Source organism: Jhaorihella thermophila (assembly GCF_900108275.1).
GTDB classification, from domain to species: Bacteria; Pseudomonadota; Alphaproteobacteria; order Rhodobacterales; family Rhodobacteraceae; genus Jhaorihella; species Jhaorihella thermophila.
Map to the genome: position 1 here is coordinate 292876 of NZ_FNVD01000001.1, position 26756 is coordinate 319631.

Here is a 26756-nt window from a genome sequence, read left to right on the forward strand (position 1 = left end):
GTTTGCGGGACCACGGGCGGGGACACAAAGCGGGTGACGGCTCGGGCGTTTCGTGTCAGTATGCGGGTTGAATGTTGCAGCCAGCGGAACGCTCGATGTCGCCTGATCCCGATCCGGCCCTGCGCACCGGCAACCATTGGGGGCTTGGCCGTCCCGTCCTGCGTGATGGGCGCCTGGTCGAGGTCAGGCCACATCCGGCGGACCCCTGGCCCTCGGCCCTGAACGGCAACATAGCCGGCAGCTTGGGCGGGCGCGCGCGGATCCTGCGGCCGGCCATCCGCGTCGGCTGGCTCGAAAACGGGCCCGGCCCGGCCGATGGCGCGCGGGGGCGCGAGCCGTTTGTCGAGGTCGACTGGGACACCGCGCTCGACCGGCTGGCCGAGGAACTTGGCCGGGTGCGCGCCGCCCACGGCAATGGCGCGATTTATGCCGGCTCCTATGGCTGGGGCAGCGCGGGGCGGTTCCACCACCCCCAGACCCAGCTCAAGCGGTTCCTGAACGCGGTGGGCGGCTTTGTCCGGTCCGAAGGCAATTACAGCTACAACGCCGCGCTGGTCCTGCTGCCGCATGTCGTGGGCAACTACCGCGATCATGTGAAACAGGCGACGCGGTTGTCCAATATCGCCCGGCACGGGGAACTGGTGGTGATGTTCGGCGGCTTTCCGCTGCGCAACACGCAAGTGTCCGATGGCGGTCTGGGCCGACACCGTATCCAGGGGGCGCTGCGGGACTGCGCGGCCAACGGCGTGCGCTTCGTCAATGTCAGCCCGCTGAAGGGCGATGCCGACCCGGTGCTGAACGCCGAATGGATCGCGCCGCGGCCGGGAACGGATGTTGCGCTGATGATGGGACTGGCGCAGACCCTGATCGCCGAAGGGCTGCACGACCGTGCCTTTCTGGATCGCTATACGGTCGGCTTCGACCGGGTGGCCGCCTATCTGGCCGGGCAGGTGGACGGCGTCGCCAAGACGGCCGACTGGGCCGAGTCGCAATGCGGCGTGCCGGCGGACCGCATCCGTGACCTTGCGCGGGAAATGGCGGGTAAACGCACGATGATTTCGTGCGCAGCGGCGCTGCAACGGGCCGACTGGGGTGAACAGCCGCTGTGGATGACGGTCGCTCTGGCCGCGCTGCTGGGCCAGATCGGGCTGCCCGGCGGCGGCTATACGATCGGCTATGGCGTGAATGCTTCGGTGGGGGTGATGGACCGCATCCTGCGACCCGGCGCGCTGCCGCAGGGGGAAAACCCGATCGCGGATTACATCCCGGTGGCGATGGTCAGCGACATGCTACTGACCCCCGGCGGGGCCTATGACTACAACGGCGAACGCCGCCGGTTGCCCGATATCCGCATGGTCTGGTGGGCCGGCGGCAACCCGTTTCACCACCACCAGAACCTGAACCGGCTGCGCGCGGCCTTTCAGCGGCCCGAAACGGTGGTCGTGAACGATTTCAATTGGACCGCCACAGCACGGCATGCCGACATCGTCCTGCCGGTGGCCGCGCCCGAGGAGCGGCGCGATTTCGTCTGCGGCAAGCAGGACAACGCGCTGATCCCGTCGCCGGCGCTGGTGGCCCCGCCGGGGCAGGCGCGTACCGAATACGAGATCTTTTCGGATCTCGCCGACCGGCTGGGCGCGCGCGACGCCTTTACCGAGGGGCGCGGCGAAGAGGACTGGCTGCGCGACATGTGGGCGCGCACGGTGCAGACGGCGGCCGGCCACGGCATCGCCCTGCCGGACTGGGGCCGTTTCATGGCGAGCGGCCCGATCGAACTGCCCGATCCCGCGCCCGACCGGGTGTTCCTGTCGGAGTTCCGCGCCGACCCCGACGCCAACCCGCTGCCCACGCCCAGCGGCAAAATTGAGCTTTATTCCGAGGTGATCGCGGGGTTCGGCTATGACGACTGCCCCGGCCACCCGGTCTGGATGCCGCCGCGCGGGGTGGCGGACGGGACCGCGCGGCGCTTTCCGCTGGCGCTGCTGTCGGGGCAACCCGAGGCGCGGCTGCATTCGCAGATGGACAATGGCGGCTACAGCCTGTCGCAAAAGATCGCCGGGCGCGAACCCGTTCTCATCCACCCCGCGGACGCCGCCGCGCACGGCATCGCGGATGGCGATGTGGTCGAACTGTTCAACGACCGGGGCCGGTGCCTCGCTGGCGCGCGGGTGACCGACGCCATCGCGCCGGGCGTGGTGTTCCTGCGCACCGGCGCCTGGTATGACCCGGACCCCGACGATCCGCAGGCCCGCGACCGCCACGGCAACCCCAACGTCCTGACCCACGACCTACGCACGTCGCGGCTGAGCCAGGGCCCGGCGGCGCAGTCGGCCTTTGTCGAGATCCGCCGCCACGACGGCCCCGCGCCCGCCGTCATGGCGCATGAACCGCCCGCGTTTGCATGAACCGGGATCGGGCGAACCGGGGGGCGAAGCCGCCCCAGAAGCCGCCCCAGCGGCTGGACAGCACGCTGTCCAAGGGGCTGCTGATCCTCGAGACGCTCGCAACGGCGCCGGGGCCCAGGGGGGTGTCGGAACTGGCGCGCGAACTGGGGCTGACCAAGTCCAACGTGTTCCGCCTGCTGCAGACCCTGGTCGCGCTGGGCTATGTGCAGGCGACCGAAGACAAGCTCTACCGCGCGACGCTGAAGACTTGGCGCGTGGGCCGGGCGGTGGTCGAGAATGTCAACCTGCGGGATCTGGCCGCCCCGGCCATGGAAGTGCTGGCCCGCGAAACCGGCGAGACCATCTATCTGGCGGTGCAGGAGGGGCTGAGCGTGGTCTATATCGACAAGGTCGAAAGCACCCGGCCGATCCGGTCCTGGAACCCGATCGGGGGCACCGCGCCGCTGCACTGCGTGGGCACGGGCAAGGCGATCCTGGCCGCGCGCTATGACCGGATGCGCGCCCGGATGATCGGCCATCTCACCCGTCACACCGATCGCACCATCACTTCGATCAAGGCGTTGGACGACGAAATGGCGCTGACGCGGGACCGCGGCTTTGCCATCGACACCGGCGAGTTCCGCGAAGGCGTGCGCAGCTATGGCGCCGCGATCCGACTGCCGGGCGGCGAGCCGATCGGCGCTCTGGGAGTCTCGGTGCCCGAGGTCAATCTGAAGGACGGGGACGAGCCGCGCATCTGCGCGCTGGTCAAACGCGCCGCGGACGAGGTTTCCCAGGCGCTGGGCCAGGCCTGACGCGCGATCCGGCGGCGCCCGGACCCGCGCCCGGTTGCGCCCCCGGCGGGTCGTGCCTATTCAGGCCGGGGAGCACGGCGAAAGGATGCAGCGTGGCGAAAAGAAGGTTTCCGAAACTGAACGGCTTGCTGGAAGAGCTGGACGTCAAGCTGGCCGATCTCGCCCCCGACCGCGAGGAACGCGCGCGCCTGCACGCCTTCGAGGCTGCCGGGGGACTCGACCGTCCGGCCTATGCCCTGTCGCCGGGGATGGAGGGGTTCGACATCGCCCCGCTGGTGCAGGAACATGCCCGCCATGCCGGGGCGCTGGCGCGGCTGAAGGATCCCGCGCGCAACGACACCGGCTATGCCCCCGGCAACGGCTATTACGACAGCCCCGACGCGGACGCGCTCTATCTCATGGTGCGGCGGTTTGCGCCCGAACGAGTGATCGAGGTGGGTTGCGGGAACTCGACCCGCGTGACGCGGCAGGCGGTGATCGACGGGGGGGTGGCGACGCGCATCACCGCGATCGACCCATGGCCGCGCGCCGACATTGCCGATGTGGTGGACCGGTTCGAACAGGCGCGATTGGAACAGGTCGATCCCGCGCTGTTCGAGGCGCTTGGACCCGGTGACATCCTGTTCATCGACTCCAGCCACCAGGTTCGGGTTTCCAACGACGTGGCGCATCTGTTCTGCCGGATCATCCCCGCGCTCGCGCCGGGCGTGGTGATCCATGTCCACGACGTGTTCCTGCCCTACGAATACCCCAAGCGGTTCTTTTACGACTGCCCCGGCTGGGGCGAACAATACCTGCTGCACGCGCTGCTGCAGGGCGGCGGCTTTGAGATGCTCTGGCCCGGCTACTATCTTCAGCGCGAACGGCCCGACGCGGTGGCGGCCTTGCCCTTTCTGGCCGAGGGGCGGGCGCAGAGCATCTGGGTGCGCAAGCTTTGAAACGAAAAAGCCGCCCCGGGGGGCGGCTTTCGTACCTCTCGCAGGTGTCAGGCCGTGGCCTTGGCCAGCGCCTGGTCGAGGTCGCGGATCAGGTCGTCGGCATCCTCGATCCCGATCGACACGCGCACCACGTTCGGCGCGGCGCCGGCGGCGATCTGCTGTTCTTCGGTCAGCTGCCGGTGCGTGGTCGAGGCCGAATGGATGATGAGCGACCGGGTGTCGCCGAGGTTCGCCACATGGCTGAAGAGTTCGAGGCTGTCCACCAGCTTGACGCAGGCTTCGTATCCGCCCTTGACAGCAAAGGTGAACAGCGCCCCGGCGCCCTTGGGATAGAGCCGCTGCGCCCGATCATACCAGGGCGAGGAGGGCAGGCCGGCATAGGTCACGTAGTCCACGCGCGGGTCTTTCTCCAGCCACTCGGCCACCTTGCGCGCGTTCTCCACGTGGCGCTGCATCCGCAGGCTGAGAGTTTCAATCCCCATCAGCGTGTAATGCGCGGCCTGCGGGTTCATGGTCATGCCCAGATCCCGCAGCCCGATGGCGATGCCGTAGAAGGTATAGCTGAGCGGGCCGAAGGTTTCGTGGAACTTCAGCCCGTGATAGGCGGGCTCGGGTTCGCTGAGCGAGGGGAACTTTCCGCTGGCCGACCAGTCGAAATTGCCCGAATCCACCACCGCGCCGCCGGTCACGGTGCCGTTGCCGGTGAGGTATTTCGTGGTCGAATGAACCACCAGCGTCGCGCCCTGTTCGATCGGGCGGCACAGGTAGGGGGTTGCCGAAGTGTTGTCGATGATGAGCGGCAGACCGGCCGCGTTCCCAACCTCGGCGATCGCGGGAATGTCGGTGACATAGCCGCCGGGGTTGGCGATGGATTCGCCAAAGATCGCGCGGGTGTCGTCGTCGATGGCGTCGCGCACCGCGTCGAGGTCGTCGAAATCGACGAACTTGGCCGACCAGCCGAACTTGCGGATCGTGTTGGAAAACTGCTGCACCGTGCCGCCGTAGAGCCGGGTCGAGGCGACCACGTTCGTGCCCGGCTGCATCAGCGGGAACAGCGCCATGATCTGCGCCGCATGGCCCGAGGAACAGCAGACCGCGCCGACGCCGCCCTCGAGCGTGGCGATGCGTTCCTGCAGCACCGCGACGGTGGGGTTGGTCAGGCGGGAATAGATGTAGCCCACCTCCTGCAGGTTGAACAGCGCCGCCGCGTGGTCGGCATCGCGGAACACATAGGCCGTGGTCTGGTAGATCGGGGTCTGCCTCGCGCCGGTGGCCGGATCGGGCCTGCTGCCGGCGTGAATCTGCAGCGTGTCGAAACCATAGGCGGGTGCGTCGGACATCAATTTCACTCCCTCATGCGCAATGTCGTTGGCAACGGTTTAGAACACCGATCCCGCCCGCACAACGAGCGCGCCGAAAATCGGGAAATTGGGCCGCAAACCGGCCGTGCCCCGGAACATTGTTCCCCCGCGCGGCGCTAGCGCATCCAGAATCCCGCCGCGCGGATGCGATTGCGGATCGCCTGTTCCTTGCGGGGCAGGTTTTCGCGGTCGAACATGGCCCGCACCTTGGCCCCGCGCCCCTGATAGACGATACGCTTGATCGGCTCGTATCCCTTCAGCACCTTCTTGATCCGGTTCGGCGCGGCGACCTGTTCCAGCACCTCGACCACCCGGTCGCTTTCGCGCGCATAGAGCAGGGGGAGATGGCGGTAATGGCAGCTGACCGAGCCGTCCAGAAGCCCCTGGGGCAGCGTATCCCTCCCGCCGCCGAAGGAGTGGATCACCAATGGCAGCGCCACCTGGTCGAGCCACGGGTCGAGGCTTTGGCCGACCAGTTCGGGCGGCGGGTCGTTGCGGATCGAGGTGGCATAGTCGAGGAACCGCCGGCCGAAGGCGACCGGGTCGGCATGGAAGAACCAGCCGGCGTTGAAATAGAGATAGCGCTTCCAGTATTCGTCGGGCTGGGCGAGGTCCAGGCTGCTTTCGAAATCCAGCCCGAACCGGTCGTAGAGCGATTTCCAGATGCTCGTATAGCCAGGCCCGTAGAGGGTGGGCTGCGGCCACGTCCCTTCGCGCCGCAGCGAGGCGGTCGGACGGTCGAAGTCGAACGGCACCCGGGTCAGATCGCCGGTGATCAGCGTGTCGGTGTCGAAGAACAGGAAGGGCTCGCCCTCGGGCAGGGCCAGAAGCGCCTCGATCTTGTTGCCGTGCGGATAGCTTTCGCCGAAGGCGGTGTTCTGGAAGGGCAGGATCTCGGCGCCGAGCCAATGCAGCAGCGCCAGCACCTCGCGGTTGCGGATGGCGGGGTCGAAGCTCCAGCGCGGGCCGGGCTGGGGCACGGCCACGAACAGGCGGCCCCGCCAGTCCGGGCTGCAATGGCGCAGCGAGGCGGCGAACAGGATCGCCTCGTATTGCAGCCGGCCGGCCTGGCCGACGATCATGATGTTGAAATCCCGGTTGCTTGCCTGGTCGCGTGTCATGGTGGTTCCTGCCGCGGGTCGGTGATTGGCGGCGACTGCCCTTTTGCGGGACTATAGGCGCGCAGAGACGCGGCCGGAAGCCCGCAATCGCCGTCCCGCGGGATATCGCAGGGCGTTCCGGCGCGGGGATCCCGGTCGGCCACATGCCGGCGTTGGCGCGGGCCGTGGGGGCGGAATTGGGTATTTTTGACCAGAAAGAAGCTCAGGCTGCTTCCAGAGCGCTGACGATGGGCGAGAAATCGCAGGCGTGGAGGCTCGCGCCGCCGACGAGCGCGCCATCGACATCGGGCACGGCAAAGATTTCGGCGGCGTTGGACGGCTTGACCGAGCCGCCGTAGAGGATGCGCACCGATCGGCCGACGCCCGCGCCGAAGCGGCGTTCGAGCCGGGCGCGGATGAAGGCGTGAACCTCGCCGATCTGGTCGGCGGTGGGGGTCAGGCCGGTGCCGATGGCCCAGATCGGTTCATAGGCGATCACGAGGGTTTCCCCGGTGACCAGATCGGGGACCGAGCCCGCCAGTTGTCCGCCGATGATGTCGAGCGTATTGGCGGCCTCGCGTTCGGCGAGGCTTTCGCCGACGCAGATGATCGCGGTGAGGCCCGAGTCGATGGCATGGCGGGCCTTGGCGCGCACGTCCTCGTCGGTTTCGCCGTGGTCGGCGCGGCGCTCGGAATGGCCGAGAATCACATGGGTCGCGCCGGCATCCGACAGCATTTCGGCGCTGATGTCGCCGGTATGGGCGCCGCTGGCCGCGGCGTGGCAGTCCTGGCCGCCGATGGCGATGGCCGTGCCCCGGGTCGCGGTCGATGCGCGGTGGATCAGCGTCGCGGGCGGGCAGATCACGATGTCGCAGCCGGGGTCGGGATGCGCGGCGGCCAGCGCTTCGAGCTCTGCCAGCGCCGCGCCGGTGCCGTTCATCTTCCAGTTGCCTGCCGCCAGTTTCCGCCGCATCCGCCTCTCTCCGTTTCCGAATGATCAGGCGTGAGGTAGCATCGGGCGCGGGGCCGCGCAATTGCAGCGGATCGTCGCGCGGGGACCGGTCAGGCGCTACCGTCGCCCTGCGCCTCTTGCGACAATTCGTCTATGTCCTTGAACTTGATCGATTCGCCGCAGCCGCAGGCCTCGGCCACGTTGGGGTTGTTGAACCGGAACCCCGATTCCAGCAGCGAAACCTCGTAGTCGATCTCGGTCCCGAACAGGAACATCTGCGCCATGGGCGCGATCATCACCCGCGCGCCGTCCTGTTCGACGACCTCGTCGTGCGGGTCGGGCGCGTCCACATATTCCATCGTGTATTCCATGCCCGCGCAGCCGCCCTTCTTGACCCCGATGCGCAGGCCGGCGTGACCGCCCTGTTCCATCAGTTTCCTGATCTGCGCCGCGGCGCGCGGCGTCATGGTGACGGCCTGTTTTCCCGGAATTCCGAACATCGCCGTCCCCTTACATGAAACCCAGTTCGAGCCGCGCGGCATCGGACATCATGTCCATGCCCCAGGGCGGCTCCCATGTCAGTTCGACCTCGACCGAGCGCACGCCGGGCACCGCGCCGACCGCGTCCTGCACCCAGCCGGGCATGTCGCCGGCCACCGGGCAGCCCGGCGCCGTCAGCGTCATGATGATGCGCACGTCGTTGTCGTCGCTGATCTCGATCGTGTAGATCAGGCCGAGCTCGAAGATGTTGACCGGGATCTCCGGGTCATAGACCGTGCGACAGGCATCCGCCACGGCCTCGTAAAGCGGATGGTTGGTGGTCGAGGGCGCGATCAGCGGGGCGCCTTCAAGCGGTTCCTGGGGCTTGGTCATCTCGGGCCTCGGTCCTTTTTCCTGACCGATTATATAGGGAATGTCGAATGCGGCGTCCAGCCCGGTCTTTGCCGCTGGGCGATCGCCGGTCAGTCCTCAAGTTCGCTTTCCCAGTAGAGAAAGTCCATCCAGGTCTGGTGCAGCTGGCCGCGCACGAAGGGCAGGCGGCGTGCGGCGGCATCGAGCTGGTGGGCCGAAGGTTTGAAGGGGGGGCGGCGCAGTTTCATGCCGGCCTGTTTCAGCGTCTTGTTGCCCTTGCGGGCGTTGTCCTTGCGGCAACAGGCAACGATATTGGTCCAGACCGACTTGCCGCCCTTGCTGCGCGGCAGAACGTGGTCAAAGGTCAGATCCTTGGCGGGAAAGCGGTTGCCGCAATACTGACAGGTGAATTCGTCCCGCAGGAACAGGTTGTAGCGGGTAAACCCGACCCGTTTGCGCTGATGATACTGTTTCAGCGCGACGACTGCCGGCACGTCGTATTCCCGCGTGGCCGAGCGGATCACGATGTCGTCATAGGTCTTGATCTGGATCACCCGTCGCTGGTGCACGGCGACAAAGGCGTCCTGCCAGCTCCAGACAGAGAGCGGCGCCCAACTGAGCGGTTGCATGTCCGCGTTCAGCACGAGCGTGCGCAGGTGGTCGAGAGACTGGGTCATGGGGCGGTCTCCATCGGCGGTAAAGACGGCGCGGGGCGCGCGGGAGGCAAAAAAGAAGGCGCGTGGGACTCACGCGCCTGTCGGGATCGGATATGGCTCCGGCAACTGATCGGGGTGACTATTCGGCCATGATCGTCGGGGCGGTCATGGCCGGCCGGGCAGGGCGGCCTGACGGACCCCATGCCGCGCGCGGATCGTTCCGCGTCGGACGCGGTGGCAAGAGGATATGCGGCGAGCAACCCCATATGCGGTTCCGGTCTCCCTGTGCCGCCGCCGAAATTGCCTGTCCGGCGGGGCCTTGATCTGTCCACAACTATATATCGTGGTTGACGTCTGGCAAGCGTTCAGTTTCCACAATATGTCGCAGATACTCTTGCTCGGAAACGTAACAGGCGCGTGACGGGGGCACTTGTCTGTCTCGGCGGCGGTGGCTAAGGCGGGGCCATGGCGCGCCTGATCCGCTTCAACAAACCCTATGACGTGCTGCCCCAGTTCACCGACCGGGCCGGCGGGGACAGCCCGCGGCGGACGCTGTCGGACCATATCGACGTGCCGGGCGTCTATCCGGCGGGGCGGCTGGACCGGGACAGCGAGGGGTTGATGCTGCTGACCGATGACGGGCGGCTTCAGGCACGGATCGCGGACCCGCGCCACAAGCTGGAAAAGAGCTACTGGGTGCAGGTCGAGGGCACCCCTGACCACGCGGCGCTGCAACGGCTGGAGCGGGGCGTGATGTTGAAGGACGGGCTGACAAGGCCCGCCAAAGCGCGGTTGATCGACGAACCCGCCGGACTCTGGCCGCGCGATCCGCCGATCCGTGTGCGCAAGACCGTGCCTGATTGCTGGATCGCGCTGACCATACGCGAAGGCCGCAACCGTCAGGTGCGCCGCATGACCGCGGCGGTGGGGCATCCGACCCTGCGCCTGATCCGCTGGCGCATCGGCGACTGGACGCTGGACGGGCTGGCCTGCGGCGAATGGGAGGATCTGCCAGTGCCGTCGCGGCCGAGTCGGACACGGGTCCGCCCCAAGGCAGGGCGGCCGGGGCGGCGAAAGCCTACTGGATCCTGAATTCCCCCACCATGTTCTGCCACTCTCCGGGCGAGATCATCTTGCGGTGGGTGAAGCGGACCGAATGCAGCGGTCCGTCGATCTCGCGCTGCCAGAACTCGATGAACTGGAACAGGCGCGGGTGGTCGGGGGCCAGATCGTATTCCTGCCAGATGAAGGTGTTCAGGACATGGACGTGATCGGGCATGTGGTAAAAGAGCTCGGCCGTGGTCAGGCCATAGCCCCTGAGCATCAGCTCGGTTTCGGTCATGTCACTCGGGCGCGTCTCCATGAATTGCCTCATGTCATGTTTCGGTGAAACAATGATGCGCCCAATTTCCTAATTTTCAAGAAAAACAGTGTGTTAGCAATCTTCTGGCGGTGCTGACAAATCGGTCGGAGAACTGCCATTGCACCTGATATGCGCTGTCTGGTAAGGTGCATCCACAATATCTAGTCCCCTCAAAAGATCGGGAAGAAAACGTGAGCGACACGCCGGAAACCCCTGAAAACATGGATGAAAACGGGCCGACAGACGGTTTCGGCGGCGGATCGTCGGAGCATGTCCACACGATCTCCATCGAATCCGAGATGCGCTCGTCCTATCTGGACTATGCCATGTCGGTCATCGTCAGCCGCGCGATTCCCGACCTGCGCGACGGTCTGAAGCCGGTGCACCGGCGCATCCTGTATGCGATGTATGAAACCGGCAACACCCACGACAAGCCCTATCGCAAGTCGGCCCGTCCGGTCGGCGACGTGATGGGTAAGTATCACCCGCATGGCGACAGCGCGATCTACGACGCGCTGGTGCGGATGGCGCAGCCGTTTTCCATGTCGCTGCCGCTGCTGGACGGGCAGGGGAACTTCGGGTCCATGGACGGGGACAACCCGGCCGCCATGCGCTATACCGAGGTGCGCATGGCCAAGGCTGCGGCCTATCTGCTGGCCGACATCGACAAGGACACGGTCGATTTCCAGGACAATTACGACGGCAAGGACAAGGAGCCGACCGTTCTGCCGGCGCGGTTCCCCAACATGCTGGTCAACGGCGCGGGCGGCATCGCGGTCGGCATGGCCACCAACATCCCGCCGCACAATCTGGGCGAGGTGGTGGATGCGACGCTCGCGCTGATCGAGAACCCGGATCTGTCGAGCGAGGATCTGATCCGCTACATCCTCGGCCCCGATTTCCCCACCGGCGGGGTGATGCTGGGCCGGTCCGGCGCGCGCAAGGCGTATCTGGAGGGGCGCGGCAGCGTCATCATCCGTGCGAAAACGCATGTGGAGGAGCTGCGCAAGGACCGTTTCGCCATCGTGGTGGACGAGATCCCCTATCAGGTGAACAAGGCCGCGATGATCGAGAAGATCGCCGAGGCCGTGCGCGAAAAGCGGATCGAGGGGATCGCCCATGTCCAGGACGAATCCGACCGCCACGGCGTGCGCGTGGTGATCGAGCTGAAGCGCGACGCCACGCCCGAGGTGGTGCTGAACCAGCTGTGGCGGTTCACGCCGATGCAGACGACATTCGGCTGCAACATGCTGGCGCTGAACGGCGGCCGGCCCGAGCAGCTGACCCTGCGCGGGTTCCTCGCCGCCTTCGTCGACTTCCGCGAAGAGGTAGTCGCGCGGCGCACCGCCTATCTGCTGCGCCGCGCGCGCGAACGCAGCCATGTGCTGTGCGGTCTGGCGGTGGCGGTCAGCAATGTGGACGAGGTGGTGGCGACGATCCGCTCTTCGGCGGATGCGGCCGAGGCGCGGCAGCGTCTGATGGAGCGGCGCTGGCCGGCGGCCGAGATCGCCGACTATATCCGGCTGATCGACGATCCGACCCACAAGATGAACGAGGACGGCACCTACAACCTGTCGGAAACTCAGGCCCGGGCCATCCTTGACCTGCGACTGCAGCGCCTGACCCAGATCGGGGTCAAGGAAGTCACCGACGAACTTGAAGAGCTGGCGGCCAAGATACGGGAATATCTGGAAATTCTCGGCTCGCGCGAGCGGATTTTGGGGATCATCTCGGATGAGCTGCGCGAGGTGAAGGAGCTGTTCGCGGTGCCGCGCCGGACCGAGATCGTCGAATGGTCCGGCGACATGGAGGACGAAGACCTCATCGAGCGCGAGGACATGGTGGTGACCGTCACCGCCGCCGGCTGGATCAAGCGCACCCCGCTGGCCGAGTTTCGCGCCCAGCGCCGCGGCGGCAAGGGGCTGAGCGGCATGGCCACCAAGGAAGAAGACGTGGTGACCGCGTTGTTCGTGGCCAACACGCACACGCCGCTGCTGTTCTTTACGACCGACGGCATGGTCTACAAGCTGAAATGCTGGCGCCTGCCGCAGGGCGGGCGGACGTCGAAGGGCAAGGCGATCGTAAACATCCTGCCGATCCCGACCGGCGTCAGCGTGGCGGCGGTCATGCCTGTCGATGTGGACGAGGATCACTGGGATGACCTGCAGATCGTCTTTGCCACCAGCGCCGGCGACGTCCGCCGCAACCGGCTGGGCGATTTCACCAATGTCCGCTCGAACGGCAAAATCGCGATGAAACTGCCCGAGGGGGTAGAACTGGTGAATGCCTGCATCGCCTCGGAGGAGGACGACGTGATGCTGGTGACGCAGGCGGGGCGGGCGATCCGGTTCCCCACGACGGATGTGCGCATCTTCAAGGGGCGCGATTCCACCGGCGTGCGCGGCATCCGGCTGGCGCCGGGCGACCGTGTGGTGTCGATGTCGGTGATCCGGCATTTCGAGGCGACGCCGGACGAACGGTCCGCCTATCTGAAGATGCGCCGCGCCGTCGCGGGCGATACCGAGCCGGCCGGCGAAGAGGAAGAAGGCAACGTCTTTGCCACGATCAGCCAGGAACGCTACGCCGAAATGTCGGCCGCGGAGAACCTGATCCTGACGGTAACGGCCAAGGGGCTGGGCAAGCTGACCTCGAGCCACGACTACCCGGTGCGCGGGCGTGGCGGCCAGGGGGTGACCGCGTGGGAGAAATCCATGCGCGGCGGGCCGCTGGTGGCGTCCTTCCCGGTGGAGATGGACGATCAGATCATGCTGGCGACCTCCACGGGGCAGTCGATCCGGGTGCCGGTCGAGGGGATCTCGTTCCGGTCCCGCAGCGCCGGCGGGGTCAAGGTATTCGATACCCGATCCGGCGAAGAGGTGGTCAGCGTGGCGCGCGTCGCCGAGCAGGGCGAAGACGCGGGCGAAGACACGGGCGAAGACGGGGCGGGCGAGGCGGAATAGGTCCGTCCTGTCGCGACAGACGGCGGTTTCGGATTGGCCGGGCCAATCCGACCGAGGCGGGGGGCATCGCCCCCCGCACCCCCCAATCCAAACGGGGGGCTCTGCCCCCCGAACCCCCCGGAGTATTTGCAGGCAAGATGAAGGCATGGGGCGCGGCGGGTTCGTAATTTGCGCCAACCGTTGGAAAGGGCGAGGGGGTCGTTGGTGGGTGATGAGAGACTCGAACTCCCGACATCTTCGGTGTAAACGAAGCGCTCTACCAACTGAGCTAATCACCCGCGGGGCTGCTATTACCCGCCTCGCGCGCCGGTCGCAAGACCCGGATTGCCGGCAGACCCGCGGTGGGGGGCCTCACCGCGGTATCGGGGTCGCGGTGAGGCGGATTGCGCCGATGATTTAGCTGATGATGCCGTAGGCGCGTTCACCGTGAACGCTGAGATCCAGCCCGTTGGTTTCGGTTTCGGCGTCCACGCGCAGCGGGGTCACGAGCGCAACCAGCTTGACCAGAATGACGGTCGCGACCAGCGTGAACACGCCAATGATCGCCAGGCTGCCCAGCTGCGCGGCCCAGCTGCCCACGCCGAACAGGGCGATCATTGTGGTGCCGAAGATGCCGCCCACGCCATGCACGGCAAACACGTCCAGCGTGCCGTCGATCTTCAGGACGTTGCGGACCACGTTCACCGCCTCCTGGCACAGCACGCCGGCGACGCCGCCGATGATCAGCGCCTCGACCGGTCCCACGAAGCCGCTGGCCGGGGTGATCGAGGCCAGCCCCGCGATGGTGCCGGTGACGAGGCCCACCATCGACGCCTTGCCGTATTTCACGCGCTCCCACAGCGCCCAGGTGAGCGATGCGGCGGCGGCCGAGACATGCGTGACGGTCAGCGCCACCGCCGCGCCTCCGTCGGCGGCCAGTTGCGACCCGCCGTTGAAGCCGAACCAGCCGACCCACACCATGCCCGCGCCGATCGCGACAAAGGCGGGTGCGTGCGGCGGCGTGGTGCGGTTGCGGCGGGGGCCGAGAAAGACTGCGATCACCAGCGCGGCGATGCCGGCGGTTTCATGCACGACGATGCCCCCGGCAAAATCCTTGACGCCGGTATCGCCGAAGATGCCGCCGTCGGACAACAGCCCGCCGCCCCAGATCCAGTGGGTCACGGGCGCATAGACCAGCAGCATCCACAGCGCCGAGAACAGCAGCACGAAGCCGAAGCCGACCCGTTCCACATAGGCGCCGACGATCAGCGCCGGCGTGATGATGGCGAAGGTCATCTGGAAGGAGAAGAACAGGATTTCCGGGATCGTGCCCGACAGGTCGTCCGGCCCCACACCGGCCAAGAAGGCCCGGCCCAGACCGCCCCACCAGGCCGAATCGGCCGGGCCGAAGGCGATGGAATATCCGACCGCGAGCCACAGAACGCTCATCAGCGCGGCGATGGAGAAACAGTGCATGAAGACGCTGAGCACGTTGCGCGCGCACCAGCCCCCCATGGAACAGGGCAAGCCCCGGCAAGGTCATGAAAAGGACCAGCGCCGTGGCGACGATGATCCAGGCTGTGTCGGCTCCGTTCATTCGGCCGCTCCCTTGTTGCATGAGTGTCGATTGGGAGCGGCTCAAGCGGATGCGGCCTGCGGAAAAAAGAGGCGGCCGGGGCGAGGGCCGCCCATTTTCGGGGCTTTTTTCAATCTGGTCAAAATTCGGGCGCCATCCCGCGCGATTGCCCAGGACTTAGGCAGTATGCGAAAGCGCGTCTTTCAGCAGTCGCAGCGCGTGGTCGCGGGCCGCGGCGCGGACATTGGGGCGGCCCAGGGCGCCGAACTCGACCGTTTCGGTGACGGTGGCGCGGCCCGTCTGCGCCAGACTGAAGCAGACACGGCCCTCGGGCTTGTGTTCGGACCCGCCGGGGCCAGCGATGCCGGTAATCGCCACGGCCAGTTGCACCGGGGCGCGGGCCAGCGCGCCGTCGGCCATCTCGCGGGCGACCTGTTCGGACACGGCGCCATGCGCGGTGAGCGTTTCGGGGCGCACGCCCAGCAGTTCGGTCTTGGCCCGGTTCGTGTAGGTGACGAAGCCGCGTTCGAACACGTCAGACGAACCGGCGATGTCGGTGAGCGCGGCGGCGACCATGCCCCCGGTGCAGCTTTCGGCGGTGGCGATCATGATCCCGCGTTCGCGGGCGAGGTCGAGGATGTCCGCGGCGATCATGCGCCCAGCACCCCGTGCGCGATCCATGCCAGCAGCAGAACGCCCCCCGCCGCCAGTGCCCCGGCGATCACGTCGTCCAGCATCACGCCCACCGGATCGTTGTGCCGCTCGGCCCAGCCTACCGGGCCGGGTTTCCAGATATCGAACAGCCGGAACAGGACGAAGGCCGCGATCCAGCCGGGCCAGAGCGCGGTGATGTCGATGCCCAGCCGGTCGGCTGCGGCAGAGAGCGGCATCAGCGCCATGAACTGTCCGGCGACCTCGTCGATGACGATTTCGGACGGGTCGTGATCGTCTGCGCCGCGCGTGGCCACCGCGATCGACCAGAGGCCGGCCAGGAACACGGCGATCGTGCCCGCGACCAGAAGCGGAAAGCCCCCCGCGACATGCAGCCCCCAGCCCATCGGCAAGGCGGCGAGCGAGCCCCATGTGCCCGGCGCCGGGCGCAGATAGCCCACGCCGAACACCGTCGAGATGATCCGCGCCAGCTCCGTCATGCCCGCACCAGAGTCGCCGTGGCCAGCGCGGCGATCCCCTCTTCGCGGCCGGTGAAGCCCAGCCTTTCGGACGTGGTTGCCTTGACCGACACCGCGTCCCTGTCCAGCCCCATGATCCGCGCCATGACGTCCCTCATCCTGTCGGCATGCGGCCCCACCTTGGGGCGTTCGCAGATCAGGGTGCAATCCACATTCGCCACGCGCCAGCCCATCTGTCCGGCCAGTTCCACCGCATGACGCAGAAAAATGTCGCTGGCCGCGCCTTTCCATTGTGGATCGCTGGGGGGGAAGTGCTGGCCGATGTCGCCGCGCGCCAGCGCGCCATAGATCGCGTCCGTCACCGCGTGCATGCCCACATCGGCGTCCGAATGGCCCTGAAGGCCGCGGTCATGGGGCACCTTCACGCCGCACAGCGTCACATGATCGCCGGGGCCGAAACGGTGCACGTCAAAGCCATTGCCCAGTCGAACCGTCATGTCACCTCTCAATATGCGCTCGGCCCGGGCGAAGTCCTCGGCCTGCGTGATCTTCAGATTGTCGGGGTCGCCCGGCACGATGGCAACCCGCAGCCCGGCGGCGCGTGCGACCTCCACATCGTCGGCGGTCCCGCCCGGATGCGCCGCATGGGCCGCGACGATCGCGTCATACCGAAACCCCTGCGGCGTCTGGGCCGCGAAAAGGCCGCTGCGGTCCTGCGTGCCGGTGACTTCGCCATCGGCCCCGGTCCACAGCGCATCCGTCACCGCCAGCCCCGGCGCGGCCCCGTCATGGGTATCAAGCGCGGCCAGCACATCGGCGATCACCCGCCCGCTCACGCAGGGCCGGGCCACGTCATGGATCAGCACCCGTGTCACGCCGCGGCCATCCAGCGCGGTCAGCCCGGCGCGCACCGATGCCGCCCGGTCCGCGCCCCCGCGCGCCAGAATCAGGCCGGGGGTATCCGCGAACGCCTCCCACGCGGCGCGGTCGTCGGGTGACAGCACCAGCGCGATCAGGTCGATCTCGGGCGCAGCGCGGAACCGCTCCAGCGTCCAGTCGGCCACCCGCCGCCCGGCCAGCGGCCGCCACTGCTTGGGCACGCCGCCGCCTGCGCGTGTTCCGCGTCCGGCGGCGACGATCACGGCGGCTGTGGTCATTGCGGGCTCCTGCGGCGAATGCGTCGGACCCGTCTTTATGCGGTGGCTGATCGCTAGGCAATGACCCGGGGGTATGTGCTGAAAAAACAGGCAAATGCCCGTGCGATGCCTTCGGATTTCGCATTGATCGTTGTGTCCGGGCCGGTTTCCCCATAGCTATGGGGCGAATGCACAAGGATTGAGCAGTTGCCGCTGAACATTGCCGACAAATCCGTGACCCCGCCCGTGATTCTGGCGCCCATGGCTGGAATCACCGACCGGCCGTTCCGCGACCTCGTTATGTCCTTTGGCGCGGGGCTGGTGGTGAGCGAGATGATCGCCAGCCAGGAGATGATCCAGGCCAAGCCCGGCGTGCGGGAAAAGGCGGAGCTGGGCGCGGATGTGGAAAACACCGCCGTGCAGATCGCCGGCAAGGATGCACGCTGGATGGCCGAGGCCGCGCGGTTTCTCGAGGGTCGCGGCGCGGCGATCATCGACATCAACATGGGCTGCCCGGCCAAGAAGGTGACGAACGGCTATTCCGGCTCGGCGCTGATGAAGACGCCGGACCACGCGCTGCGGCTGATCGAGGCGGTGGTGGGGGCGGTCAGCGTGCCGGTCACGCTCAAGACCCGGCTGGGCTGGGATGATGCGATGCGCAACGCCCCCCAGATCGCCCGGCGCGCCGAAGAAGCGGGCGTGCGCATGGTGACGATCCACGGCCGCACGCGCTGCCAGTTCTACAAAGGGCGCGCCGACTGGGGCGCCGTGCGTGCGGTGAAAGAGTCCGTGTCGGTGCCGGTGGTGGTGAATGGCGACATCGTGGATGCGGGTTCCGCGCGGCAGGCGCTGGCGCAGTCGGGCGCCGACGGGGTGATGATCGGGCGCGGGGCGCAGGGCCGGCCCTGGCTCTTGGCGCAGGTGGCGCATGAGTTATACGGCGCGCCGGCGATCGAGGTGCCCGAAGGCGACGACCTTATCGACATGGTTTCAGGTCATTACGAGGCGATGCTGAGGTTCTATGGCGCCGATCTGGGGCTGCGCGTCGCGCGCAAGCATCTGGGCTGGTACATGGATCGTGCCGGCACCGGCGCGGGGCTGCGCCGGGCGGTGCTGACGGCGCGCGACCCGGCCGAGGTTCTGCGGCTCTTGCGCGACGCGCTTGTGCCGCAAAGGGAGCGGGCGGCGTGACCGGCAGCGACACGATCTGGGCCTCGCTGCCGGTACCGGCCTTCATCATCGACGCCGAGGACCGGGTGACGGAGGTCAACTCGGCCGCCGAGGGGTTCCTGAACGCCTCGCTGAAATCGGTGGCGGGCACGCCGATCTGGGATCTGCTGGCGATCGCGGTGCCGATCGAAGAGGCATTCGCCCGCGCCCGAGCCAACGGAACACCGCTTTTCGTCAATGACATCGACGTGGGGTCGGGCAATCGTGCGCCGCTGCAATGCGCGTTGCAGATCGCGCCCCTGGCGGGTCATCCGGGGGCGATGATCATGATCGTCAGCCCGCGCGAGCTGGCCGGCCGCATGACCCAGAGCCAATCGGTCAAGTCCGCCGCGCAGTCGGCGATCGGCATGGCCCAGATGCTGGCGCACGAGATCAAGAACCCGCTGGCGGGGATCACCGGGGCGGCGCAGCTGCTGAGCATGAACCTTGCTCCGGAAGATCTTGAACTCACGGATCTTATCGTCGCCGAAAGCCGCCGTATCGTGAAGCTGCTGGAACAGGTGGAACAGTTCGGCAATCTCAGTGCGCCGGATTTCCGGCCCGTGAACATCCACGACGTTCTGGACCGCGCGCGGCGGTCAGCGCAGCTGGGCTTCGGCGCCCACATGGCCTTTGTCGAGGATTACGACCCCTCGCTGCCGCTCGCGTGGGGCGATCCCGACCAGCTGTTGCAGGTCGTGATGAACTTATTGAAGAACGCCTCGGAAGCTGCTGACAAGAAAGGCGGAACCATTCGCCTGCACACCTATTTCGAACATTCCTTCCGGCTTCGGCGCAGCGACGGGTCCGGTCATTCCCTGCCGTTGCAGATCGAGATCATCGACGACGGCCCCGGCCTGCCCGAGCACATCCGCGACGACGTGTTCGACCCCTTCGTGTCGGGGCGCGAGAACGGCACCGGGCTGGGGCTGGCGCTGGTGAGCAAGATCGTGTCGGACCATGACGGCTGGATCTCGGTGACCTCGGTGCCCGGTCACACCGTGTTCCGCCTGTCGCTGCCGCGCGTGCCGCGCGACCACAAGGACAAGGAGACCACCTGATGGACGGAACGGTTCTGGTTGCCGACGACGACCGCACGATCCGCACGGTGCTGACCCAGGCGCTGACCCGGGCGGGCTGCAAGGTGCATGCGACCTCTTCGCTGACCACGCTGATGCGCTGGATCGGCGAGGGGCGGGGCGATGTGGTGATCTCGGACGTGGTGATGCCGGACGGGAACGGGCTGGAGATGCTGCCGAAGATCGCGCAGGACCGGCCCGGTCTGCCGGTGATCGTGATCTCGGCGCAGAACACGATCATGACGGCGATCAAGGCGGCCGAGGCCGAGGCCTACGACTATCTGCCGAAACCGTTTGATCTGCCGGAGCTGATGAAACGCACCGCGCGTGCCTTGGAACAGCGGGGCCGGCGGGGGCGGGCGGCGCCGCGGGATGAAGCCGACGGTCCCGATGATCTGCCGCTGGTTGGGCGTACGCCGGTGATGCAGGGGCTCTATCGCGTGGTGGCGAGGCTGATGAACGCGGATCTTCCGGTGACGATCACCGGCGAAAGCGGTTCCGGCAAGTCGTTGATCGCGCGGGCCATCCATGACTTTTCCGATCGCCGCACCCTGCCTTTCGTGACGGCGACCGAGGCGGACCTGAGCGATCTCGAGGGCCCGGCGCGCCTGCTGGCGCGGGTCAAGGGCGGGACGCTTCTGATCGACGAGGTCACCGATTTCGACGACGAGTCGCAGGCGCGGATCGTGCGGATGATGGAGGCGCCCGGCGACCACGTTCCGCGCTTCATGGCCACCAGCCAGACCGACCCGGCCACGGCGATGGAGCAGGGGCGGCTGCGCAGGGATCTCTATTACCGGCTGGGCGGGGCCACGCTGCAGGTGCCGTCGCTGCGCGAACGGGTGGACGACATTCCGCTGCTGACGGAACATTTCCTGGCCCGCGCCGAACGCGAAGGCGCGCCAAGGCGCCGGCTGGGCAGGGAGGCGGCAGAGCTCTTTCGCACCTACAGCTGGCCCGGCAATGTCCGCCAGCTGGAAAACGCCGTGCGGCGGCTGAGCCTGACCAGCCGCGCCGAAGAGATTTCCCGCGCCGAGGTCGAGGCGATGCTGGGCAGCCAGCCCGAGGCCGCGCCGGTGCTGGGCGGCGGGTCCGAAACCCTCTCGGCCTCGGTCGCCCGCCATCTGCGGCGCTATTTCGACCTGCATGGCAATGTTCTGCCACCTCCCGGCCTTTACCAGAGGATTTTGCGCGAAGTCGAAGCGCCGCTTATAGAAATCGCTCTTGAGGCTACCGGCGGCAATCAGGCGAAATGCGCCGATCTTCTGGGAATCAACCGCAATACCCTGCGCAAAAAGATCACCGATCTCGAAATTCAGGTGACACGCCGCCGAAAATTGATGTAAAACTGCCACACAAAGCGTGGCGAGCCGGCGTCAGTCGGCGCAAAGACCACGAAATATGGCGGTTGGCCGTTTCGGCGGCACATCAGGATGAGGGACGCAGGTGGCAACCCGGTCACAGCAAGGGCTATTCCCGGCTCTGAGCCAATGGCGCAGAACCCGGCGGATGCGAAACATCGGCACGCTGGGTCTGGTGATCCTGGGGCCGCTTCTGGCGCTTGCCACCTTCCTTGCCCTTGGCCCCTTCGACCTGCATGCCTCGGCTCCGGCGCTGCGGATCATTCTTCTGGCGGACCTGGTCTATGTTCTGGTGCTGGCGGCGCTGGTACTGGTGCAGGTGATGCGGCTGGTCGCGGCCCGCCGGGCGCGGTCGGCCGGATCTCGGCTGCATCTGCGGCTGATGGGCGTGTTCACGCTGCTGGCGCTGGCGCCCACGGTGATCGTCGCGGTCTTTGCGGGGTTGACCCTGAACATCGGGCTCGAGGGCTGGTTTTCGGAGCGCGTGCGCGATGCGCTGGGGGCTTCGGTGGCCGCCGCCGAGGCCTACGAGAAGGAGAAATACGACGGTCTGGTCGAGGACGCGACCGCGCTGGCACGGTTTCTCGACAGCGGGCGGCGGGCCGAATTCTTCATTTCGGATGCGGAACTGCGCGTGGTGCTAGCGCAGGGGCAGAGCCAGATCCAGCGCGGCCTGCGCGAGGCCTATATCATTGACGGCACCGGCGAGATCCGGGCCCGCGGCGAACGATCCTATCTTTTCGACTACGAGCGCCCGCCCCCCGATCAGTTGCAACAGGCCCGGGACGAAGGGCTGGTCGTCATCAAGGATTGGGACAACAACGAATTCCGCGCGCTGGTGCGGCTGGATGCCTTTCTTGACCGTTATCTCTATGTCAGCCGCGAAGTGGACGGCAGCATTTTGAGCCTGCTGGATGACACCAAGCAGACCGTGCAGCTCTATCACCAGCTCGAGAGGGAGCGCGGCCGGGTGCTGTTCGAGTTCGGGCTGCTCTATCTGGGCTTTGCGCTGATACTGGTGCTGGCGGCGCTGTGGCTGGCGATGTGGTTCGCCGAGCGGCTGTCGCGGCCGGTGGGGCAGCTGACCATGGCCGCGCAAAAGGTCGGCGGCGGCGATCTGGACGTGCAGATCCGCGAAGAGGACGGCGACGACGAGATCGCGATGCTGGGGCGCTATTTCAACCGGATGACGCGGCAGCTCAAGGCGCAGCGGCAGTCGCTGCTGGACACCACCCGGCAGATCGAACAGCGGCGGCGGCTGTTCGATTCGGTGCTGTCCTCGGTGACGTCGGGCGTGGTGGGGCTGGATGCCGAGGGGCGGGTGACCTTCGTCAACCGCTCGGCCGAGCGGTTGCTGGGCTGGTCCGGCGAGGAACAGTCGCTGGCGCTGGGGGTGGCGGTGCCCGAGTTCGGGCCGCTGTTCGAGGCCCTGCGCGAAGGTCCGGGCGAAACCGTGCAGGGCGAGGTGCGCGTGTCGCGTCAGGGGCGGATGGAGATCCTTCTGGTGCGGATGAGCACCCGGCGCGAGGTGGACGGGCAGCTCGAAGGTTATGTGGTGGCCTTTGACGACGTGACCGATCTGGTCAGCGCCCAGCGGATGGCGGCTTGGGGGGATGTGGCCCGCCGCATCGCGCACGAGATCAAGAACCCGCTCACCCCCATTCAGCTCAGCGCCGAGCGGATCCGGCGCAAGTTCGGCCCGCGCCTGGGCGACGATGCCGAAAAGCTGGAATCGATGACCGATGTCATCGTGCGGCAGACCAACGATTTGCGGCGGATCGTGGACGAGTTTTCCAAATTCGCCCGGATGCCCGAGCCGGACCGCCATGTCGAGGATCTGACCCGGCTGGTGCGCGACGCGGTGACATTGCAGCAAAGCGGCCAGCCCGAGGTCCGGATCGCCCCGGATCTGCCGGATCATCCGGTCATCGCCGAGGTGGACGCCACCATGGTCTCGCAGGCGCTGACCAATCTCATCAAGAACGCGGGCGAAGCGATCGAGAGCCTGCGGCAGAAGGGAGCGCCCGAGGGCTATTGCCCCGAGATACGGGTGGAGATGCGCGACGAGGGCGGTCAGTGCGAGATCCGGATCGCCGACAACGGGATCGGCCTGCCCGAAGACCGGGCGCGCCTGTTCGAACCCTATGTGACCACCCGTGACGAGGGCACCGGCCTGGGCCTGCCGATCGTCAAGAAGATCATCGAGGAACATGGCGGCAGCCTCTCGCTCGAGGATGCCCCGATATTCGACGGATGCACCCATGCAGGCGCGATGGCGGTGATCCGTCTGCCGGTATCGTCGCGGCAGGAGACCGCCGAGCCCGGCGCCCCGACCGAGCAGCAGAAAGAACGATTGGTGAAAGCAGGTACGAGATGAGTGACATTCTGATTGTTGACGACGAACGCGACATCCGGGAACTGGTGTCGGACATCCTCGAGGACGAGGGCTATACGACCCGCCTGGCCGGCAATTCCGACGAATGCATGGCCCAGATCAATGCCGAACCGCCGGCGCTGCTGATCCTCGACATCTGGCTGAAGGACAGCAACATGGACGGGATCGACATCCTCAAGAAGGTGCGGCGCGACAATCCCGACATCCCCGTGGTGATCATCTCGGGCCACGGCAATATCGAGATCGCCGTGGCTGCGATCAAGCAGGGCGCCTATGACTTTATCGAGAAGCCGTTCAACATCGACCAGCTGTTGGTAGTGATCCGCCGCGCGATGGAAACCTCGCGCCTGCGGCGCGAGAACAGCGCGCTCAAACGGCGCGAGGTGACGACCTCCGAAATGATCGGGGAATCCGCGGCGTTCCGCGCGCTCGTGTCTCAGCTCGACAAGGTAACGAAATCCAACGGCCGGGTAATGCTGACCGGGCCGGCCGGGTCGGGCAAGGAAATCGCCGCGCGCTATATCCACGCCAATTCCAATCGAGCCAATGCGCCCTTTGTCACCGTCAATTGCGCCACGATCGAACCCGAGCGCATGGAAGAGGTGCTGTTCGGCCGCGAAACCGCCGACCGCGGCATCGAGTCGGGCCTGCTGGAAGAGGCGCATGGCGGCGTCATATTCTTTGACGAGGTCGCCGACATGCCGCTGGGCACCCAGTCCAAGATCCTGCGGGTTCTGGTCGAGCAGCAGTTCCAGCGCGTCGGCGGCACGGACAAGGTGCGGGTGGATCTGCGGGTGATCTCGGCCACCAACCGCGATCTTGAGGAAGAGATCAAGGCGGGGCGGTTCCGGCAGGAACTGTATCACCGGCTGAACGTGGTGCCGATCCGGGTGCCGTCGCTGGAGGAGCGGCGGGAGGACATTCCGGTTCTGGCGCGCCACTTCATCCGGCAGTTCCACGCCGATCAGGGCCTGCCGTTGCGCGAGCTGAGCGAAGAGGCAATGGCCCTTATGCAGACCATGCGCTGGCCGGGCAACGTGCGCCAGTTGCGCAACCTGATCGAGCGGGTCCTGATCCTGGGCGAGCCGGGCGGGCCGATCCAGGCGTCCGAACTGCCCAGCGACGAGGGGGCGGAGACGGATGGGGAACGTGTGGTTCTTTCGGGCAAGCTGGCCGCCCTGCCGCTGCGCGAGGCGCGCGAAGCGTTCGAGCGCGAGTATCTTCTGACGCAGATCAACCGGTTCGGCGGTAATATCAGCCGCACCGCGGCCTTTGTCGGCATGGAGCGCAGCGCCTTGCACCGCAAGCTGAAGTCGCTGGGCGTCGTCACCACCAACAAGGCCGGTGCGCGCGTGGCGCGGGTGAGCGAAGCGGTCGAGGCGGCCGAGTAGGGTCCGGCGCAGGTTTTCGGGGCGATGTTCCGGATCGGCGGGGCCGATCCGGCCGGGGCGAGGGGGCGCTGCCCCCTCGCGCTCCCCCGGAGTATTTCAGGCAAGATGAAGAAACGGGAGGGGGCCGACGGGGCGGATTGGCGCGATGCGGGCTGTCAGCCCTGGCTTGAGGCGGTCACGGGCGATACGATCTGCCAGCTGCCGTCGTCGTGACGGATCACGCAGCTTTGCGGGGTCAGTTGCGGCAGCGTCGTGGTCGGCCGTTTGGGCACCGATGCCGCCACATTTGGCGAACAGCGCGGCAAGGTGACGGGCGCATAGCCCTTGCCGGCCATGCACATGTCCATCACGCGTGCGCGCAGTTCGCGGTTCACGTCCACCGTGTAGATGCCGCCCTCGACCCAGTATCCGGGCGTGGTCCAGCAGTTGCCGGACGGGTCGCAAACCGTCCGACCGGGATAGTAGATCGGCGGTTCCTGCCGGATCTGGTTGGCGACCGGCGCCTTCTGGAGGGCCTCGACTTCGCAATCGGTGGTGTCGGTTTGTGCGCGGCCGACCGCGACGCCGGGTTTGTGATAGAAGGTGACGTCCGTGCAGCCGGCAAGTGCGAGCAGGGCAACGGCGGGGATTGCTGTCGTTTTCATGGCCTCATGTTGCCTCGGCTTGCGGTGCAAGACAACGGAATTGACCCGGCTCGGCCCTTCTGTCATTCCAGTTCGGGCACAAGGGAACCGAGAGCCATGAAGGTCATCATTTGCGGCGCCGGCCAGGTCGGCGGCCAGATCGCCCGGCAGCTGTCCAGAGAGGACAATGACGTGACCATCGTCGACAAGGACGAGGACCTGATCCGCAGCGTGACCGACACGCTCGACGTGCAGGGGGTGGCGGGGTTCGCCAGCTATCCCGACGTGCTGCGGCGCGCGGGGGCCGAGGACGCGGACATGATCATCGCCGCCACCCATTCGGACGAGGTCAACATGGTCACCTGTCAGGTGGCCCATTCCATGTTCCGGATCCGGCGTAAAGTCGCCCGGCTGCGTGCGCAGGCCTATCTGAAGGCGATGCAGTCGGACCTCTACAAGGAGGAGCACCTGCCCATCGACGTGGTGATCAGCCCCGAGCGCGAGGTGGCGGCCGCCGCGATGCGCCGGCTGTCGGCGCCATCAGCCTTTGACACCGAATCCTTCATGGGCGGGCGCGCCCAGCTGCTGGGGATCACCGTCGACGAGGATTGTCCGATTACGAACACGCCGCTGCGGCAGCTGACCGATCTGTTTTCGACGCTGCGCGCGATCGTGGTCGGTATCCGGCGCGAGGGTACGCTGTTTGCCCCCGAACCGGGCGACCAGCTGTTTGCGGGCGATGACTGTTATGTGTTCTGTCATGCGGACGACGTGAGGAGAACGCTGGAGATCTTCGGAAAAAAGGAAAAGAACCGGGATCGCGTGCTGATCGTCGGAGCCGGGAACGTCGGGCTTGACGTGGCGCGGCGGCTCGAGCAGTCCCCGGACCGGACGCGTGTCAAGGTGATCGAGGCCAAGCGTGCGCGGGCCGAACGGGCGGCCGAGCAGCTGGAACGAACGGTGGTGCTGCATGGCGACGGGCTGAGCAGCGAGTTGCTGACCGAGGCGGGCGTGGACCGGGTCGATGCGCTGCTGGCCGTGACCGACGACGACAAGACCAACATGCTGGTGGCCGTGCGCGCCAAGGCCGAGGGCTGCGCGCTTGCGATCGCGCTCATCAACGAACCTTCGCTGGTGCCGCTGGCGGGGCCCTTGGGGATCGACGCCTATATCAACCCGCGTGCAACCACGGTCAGTTCGATCCTGCGGCACGTCCGGCACGGCAAGGTGCGGCAGGTCTATGCGATCGGCGACAACGAGGCCGAGGTGATCGAGGCCGAGGTGATGGACACCTCGCCCATGGCCGGGCAGAGGCTGCGCGACATCGACTTTCCCGAAGGCGTTCTGGTCGGCGCGGTGCGCAAGGGGGAGGAGGTGTTGCGTCCGGTGGGCGAGTTGCGGATCGAGAAGGGCGACGTTCTGGCGATCTTTTCGCTGGCCGGCGACGTGCGCGAGGTCGAACGCCTGCTGCAAGTCTCGATCGACTATTTCTGACC

At 66.8% G+C, this 26756-nt stretch carries 22 protein-coding genes, 1 tRNA gene and 1 pseudogene; 11 read left to right on the plus strand and 13 right to left on the minus strand.

Annotation, left to right across the window (positions count from 1 at the left end; translation table 11 throughout):
- The first annotated feature begins 95 nt into the window (after nucleotides 1-95).
- The 3 genes from C4S70_RS01435 to C4S70_RS01445 all read left to right on the plus strand — a co-directional run bounded on the left by C4S70_RS01435 (nucleotide 96) and on the right by C4S70_RS01445 (nucleotide 4137).
- Complete coding sequence (locus C4S70_RS01435; protein WP_104006318.1) at nucleotides 96-2405, plus strand: molybdopterin-dependent oxidoreductase; 2310 nt, start codon at nucleotides 96-98, stop codon at nucleotides 2403-2405.
- Entirely contained in the window at nucleotides 2402-3199 is a 798-nt protein-coding gene (locus tag C4S70_RS01440) for an IclR family transcriptional regulator (RefSeq protein ID WP_104006319.1), read from the plus strand. The genes C4S70_RS01435 and C4S70_RS01440 overlap by 4 nt, the downstream gene beginning before the upstream one ends.
- Before the next feature lie 92 nt (nucleotides 3200-3291).
- Nucleotides 3292-4137, plus strand: a complete 846-nt coding sequence (locus tag C4S70_RS01445; RefSeq protein WP_104006320.1) for a class I SAM-dependent methyltransferase — start codon at nucleotides 3292-3294, stop codon at nucleotides 4135-4137.
- A 47-nt stretch (nucleotides 4138-4184) separates the two neighbouring features.
- On the opposite strand, the gene C4S70_RS01450 is transcribed toward C4S70_RS01445, so the two are convergent.
- From C4S70_RS01450 to C4S70_RS01475, 6 genes are all read right to left on the minus strand, one after another.
- A complete protein-coding gene (locus C4S70_RS01450) occupies nucleotides 4185-5477 on the minus strand; it encodes an O-acetylhomoserine aminocarboxypropyltransferase/cysteine synthase family protein (RefSeq protein ID WP_104006321.1) in 1293 nt (430 codons plus the stop codon).
- A gap of 137 nt (nucleotides 5478-5614) precedes the next feature.
- Nucleotides 5615-6619 (minus strand): hypothetical protein, encoded by a 1005-nt coding sequence (locus C4S70_RS01455; protein WP_104006322.1) that lies wholly within the window; start codon nucleotides 6617-6619, stop codon nucleotides 5615-5617.
- 202 nt (nucleotides 6620-6821) lie between these two features.
- A complete protein-coding gene (gene tpiA, locus C4S70_RS01460; protein ID WP_104006323.1) occupies nucleotides 6822-7571 on the minus strand; it encodes a triose-phosphate isomerase in 750 nt (249 codons plus the stop codon).
- Nucleotides 7572-7660: 89 nt separating this feature from the next.
- A complete protein-coding gene (locus C4S70_RS01465; protein ID WP_104006324.1) occupies nucleotides 7661-8050 on the minus strand; it encodes a HesB/IscA family protein in 390 nt (129 codons plus the stop codon).
- A 10-nt stretch (nucleotides 8051-8060) separates the two neighbouring features.
- Nucleotides 8061-8423: an SUF system Fe-S cluster assembly protein gene (locus C4S70_RS01470; RefSeq protein WP_104006325.1), complete on the minus strand. Its 363-nt coding sequence runs from the start codon at nucleotides 8421-8423 to the stop codon at nucleotides 8061-8063.
- A gap of 89 nt (nucleotides 8424-8512) precedes the next feature.
- Nucleotides 8513-9079 (minus strand): HNH endonuclease, encoded by a 567-nt coding sequence (locus tag C4S70_RS01475; protein ID WP_104006326.1) that lies wholly within the window; start codon nucleotides 9077-9079, stop codon nucleotides 8513-8515.
- A 444-nt stretch (nucleotides 9080-9523) separates the two neighbouring features.
- Here C4S70_RS01475 and C4S70_RS01480 point away from each other — a divergent pair, with 444 nt between their 5' ends.
- Nucleotides 9524-10150: a pseudouridine synthase gene (locus tag C4S70_RS01480; protein ID WP_104006327.1), complete on the plus strand. Its 627-nt coding sequence runs from the start codon at nucleotides 9524-9526 to the stop codon at nucleotides 10148-10150.
- On the opposite strand, the gene C4S70_RS01485 is transcribed toward C4S70_RS01480, so the two are convergent.
- Nucleotides 10137-10421 (minus strand): usg protein, encoded by a 285-nt coding sequence (locus C4S70_RS01485; RefSeq protein WP_104006328.1) that lies wholly within the window; start codon nucleotides 10419-10421, stop codon nucleotides 10137-10139. The two genes, C4S70_RS01480 and C4S70_RS01485, sit on opposite strands and share 14 nt — an antisense overlap.
- A gap of 191 nt (nucleotides 10422-10612) precedes the next feature.
- Here C4S70_RS01485 and gyrA point away from each other — a divergent pair, with 191 nt between their 5' ends.
- Entirely contained in the window at nucleotides 10613-13381 is a 2769-nt protein-coding gene (gyrA, locus tag C4S70_RS01490; RefSeq protein WP_200822700.1) for a DNA gyrase subunit A, read from the plus strand.
- A 202-nt stretch (nucleotides 13382-13583) separates the two neighbouring features.
- Here the strand turns inward: gyrA and C4S70_RS01495 are convergent.
- From C4S70_RS01495 to C4S70_RS01515, 5 genes and pseudogenes are all read right to left on the minus strand, one after another.
- Nucleotides 13584-13659 (minus strand) — tRNA-Val (locus C4S70_RS01495).
- Nucleotides 13660-13777: 118 nt separating this feature from the next.
- Nucleotides 13778-14957, minus strand: a pseudogene (locus tag C4S70_RS01500) (ammonium transporter).
- 156 nt (nucleotides 14958-15113) lie between these two features.
- Nucleotides 15114-15590, minus strand: coding sequence for a CinA family protein (locus tag C4S70_RS01505; protein WP_104006329.1), 477 nt, complete (start codon nucleotides 15588-15590; stop codon nucleotides 15114-15116).
- Nucleotides 15587-16087 carry a phosphatidylglycerophosphatase A family protein gene (locus C4S70_RS01510; RefSeq protein WP_104006330.1) on the minus strand — a complete coding sequence of 167 codons (501 nt, stop codon included), beginning with the start codon at nucleotides 16085-16087 and terminating at the stop codon, nucleotides 15587-15589. The genes C4S70_RS01505 and C4S70_RS01510 overlap by 4 nt, the downstream gene beginning before the upstream one ends.
- Complete coding sequence (locus C4S70_RS01515; protein WP_104006331.1) at nucleotides 16084-17223, minus strand: bifunctional 2-C-methyl-D-erythritol 4-phosphate cytidylyltransferase/2-C-methyl-D-erythritol 2,4-cyclodiphosphate synthase; 1140 nt, start codon at nucleotides 17221-17223, stop codon at nucleotides 16084-16086. Before C4S70_RS01515 ends, C4S70_RS01510 begins: the two co-directional genes overlap by 4 nt.
- Before the next feature lie 186 nt (nucleotides 17224-17409).
- On the opposite strand from C4S70_RS01515, the gene dusB reads away from it, so the two are divergent.
- The 5 genes from dusB (at nucleotide 17410) to ntrX (ending at nucleotide 24637) form a co-directional block, all read left to right on the plus strand.
- Nucleotides 17410-18393 carry a tRNA dihydrouridine synthase DusB gene (gene dusB, locus C4S70_RS01520; RefSeq protein ID WP_104006332.1) on the plus strand — a complete coding sequence of 328 codons (984 nt, stop codon included), beginning with the start codon at nucleotides 17410-17412 and terminating at the stop codon, nucleotides 18391-18393.
- Entirely contained in the window at nucleotides 18390-19472 is a 1083-nt protein-coding gene (locus C4S70_RS01525; RefSeq protein WP_104006333.1) for a two-component system sensor histidine kinase NtrB, read from the plus strand. Before dusB ends, C4S70_RS01525 begins: the two co-directional genes overlap by 4 nt.
- A complete protein-coding gene (locus C4S70_RS01530) occupies nucleotides 19472-20836 on the plus strand; it encodes a response regulator (RefSeq protein WP_104006334.1) in 1365 nt (454 codons plus the stop codon). The genes C4S70_RS01525 and C4S70_RS01530 overlap by 1 nt, the downstream gene beginning before the upstream one ends.
- Before the next feature lie 163 nt (nucleotides 20837-20999).
- Nucleotides 21000-23228 carry a sensor histidine kinase NtrY-like gene (locus C4S70_RS01535; protein WP_104006335.1) on the plus strand — a complete coding sequence of 743 codons (2229 nt, stop codon included), beginning with the start codon at nucleotides 21000-21002 and terminating at the stop codon, nucleotides 23226-23228.
- A complete protein-coding gene (gene ntrX, locus C4S70_RS01540; protein WP_104006336.1) occupies nucleotides 23225-24637 on the plus strand; it encodes a nitrogen assimilation response regulator NtrX in 1413 nt (470 codons plus the stop codon). Before C4S70_RS01535 ends, ntrX begins: the two co-directional genes overlap by 4 nt.
- Nucleotides 24638-24792: 155 nt before the next feature.
- Here the strand turns inward: ntrX and C4S70_RS01545 are convergent, their stop codons facing one another.
- Complete coding sequence (locus C4S70_RS01545) at nucleotides 24793-25281, minus strand: hypothetical protein (RefSeq protein ID WP_104006337.1); 489 nt, start codon at nucleotides 25279-25281, stop codon at nucleotides 24793-24795.
- A 96-nt stretch (nucleotides 25282-25377) separates the two neighbouring features.
- On the opposite strand from C4S70_RS01545, the gene trkA reads away from it, so the two are divergent.
- On the plus strand, nucleotides 25378-26754 hold the full coding sequence (gene trkA / locus C4S70_RS01550; protein WP_104006338.1) for a Trk system potassium transporter TrkA: 1377 nt from the start codon (nucleotides 25378-25380) through the stop codon (nucleotides 26752-26754).
- Nucleotides 26755-26756: the final 2 nt, after the last annotated feature.

Coding starts and splice junctions, on each gene's coding strand:
- C4S70_RS01435 (WP_104006318.1), top strand. CDS start 96: ATGTCGCCTGATCCCGATCCGGCCCTGCGCACCGGCAACCATTGGGGG.
- C4S70_RS01440 (WP_104006319.1), top strand. CDS start 2,402: ATGAACCGGGATCGGGCGAACCGGGGGGCGAAGCCGCCCCAGAAGCCG.
- C4S70_RS01450 (WP_104006321.1), bottom strand. CDS start 5,477: ATGTCCGACGCACCCGCCTATGGTTTCGACACGCTGCAGATTCACGCC.
- C4S70_RS01455 (WP_104006322.1), bottom strand. CDS start 6,619: ATGACACGCGACCAGGCAAGCAACCGGGATTTCAACATCATGATCGTC.
- tpiA (WP_104006323.1), bottom strand. CDS start 7,571: ATGCGGCGGAAACTGGCGGCAGGCAACTGGAAGATGAACGGCACCGGC.
- C4S70_RS01465 (WP_104006324.1), bottom strand. CDS start 8,050: ATGTTCGGAATTCCGGGAAAACAGGCCGTCACCATGACGCCGCGCGCC.
- C4S70_RS01470 (WP_104006325.1), bottom strand. CDS start 8,423: ATGACCAAGCCCCAGGAACCGCTTGAAGGCGCCCCGCTGATCGCGCCC.
- C4S70_RS01475 (WP_104006326.1), bottom strand. CDS start 9,079: ATGACCCAGTCTCTCGACCACCTGCGCACGCTCGTGCTGAACGCGGAC.
- C4S70_RS01480 (WP_104006327.1), top strand. CDS start 9,524: ATGGCGCGCCTGATCCGCTTCAACAAACCCTATGACGTGCTGCCCCAG.
- C4S70_RS01485 (WP_104006328.1), bottom strand. CDS start 10,421: ATGGAGACGCGCCCGAGTGACATGACCGAAACCGAGCTGATGCTCAGG.
- C4S70_RS01505 (WP_104006329.1), bottom strand. CDS start 15,590: ATGATCGCCGCGGACATCCTCGACCTCGCCCGCGAACGCGGGATCATG.
- C4S70_RS01510 (WP_104006330.1), bottom strand. CDS start 16,087: ATGACGGAGCTGGCGCGGATCATCTCGACGGTGTTCGGCGTGGGCTAT.
- C4S70_RS01515 (WP_104006331.1), bottom strand. CDS start 17,223: ATGACCACAGCCGCCGTGATCGTCGCCGCCGGACGCGGAACACGCGCA.
- C4S70_RS01530 (WP_104006334.1), top strand. CDS start 19,472: ATGGACGGAACGGTTCTGGTTGCCGACGACGACCGCACGATCCGCACG.
- C4S70_RS01535 (WP_104006335.1), top strand. CDS start 21,000: ATGCGAAACATCGGCACGCTGGGTCTGGTGATCCTGGGGCCGCTTCTG.
- ntrX (WP_104006336.1), top strand. CDS start 23,225: ATGAGTGACATTCTGATTGTTGACGACGAACGCGACATCCGGGAACTG.
- C4S70_RS01545 (WP_104006337.1), bottom strand. CDS start 25,281: ATGAAAACGACAGCAATCCCCGCCGTTGCCCTGCTCGCACTTGCCGGC.
- trkA (WP_104006338.1), top strand. CDS start 25,378: ATGAAGGTCATCATTTGCGGCGCCGGCCAGGTCGGCGGCCAGATCGCC.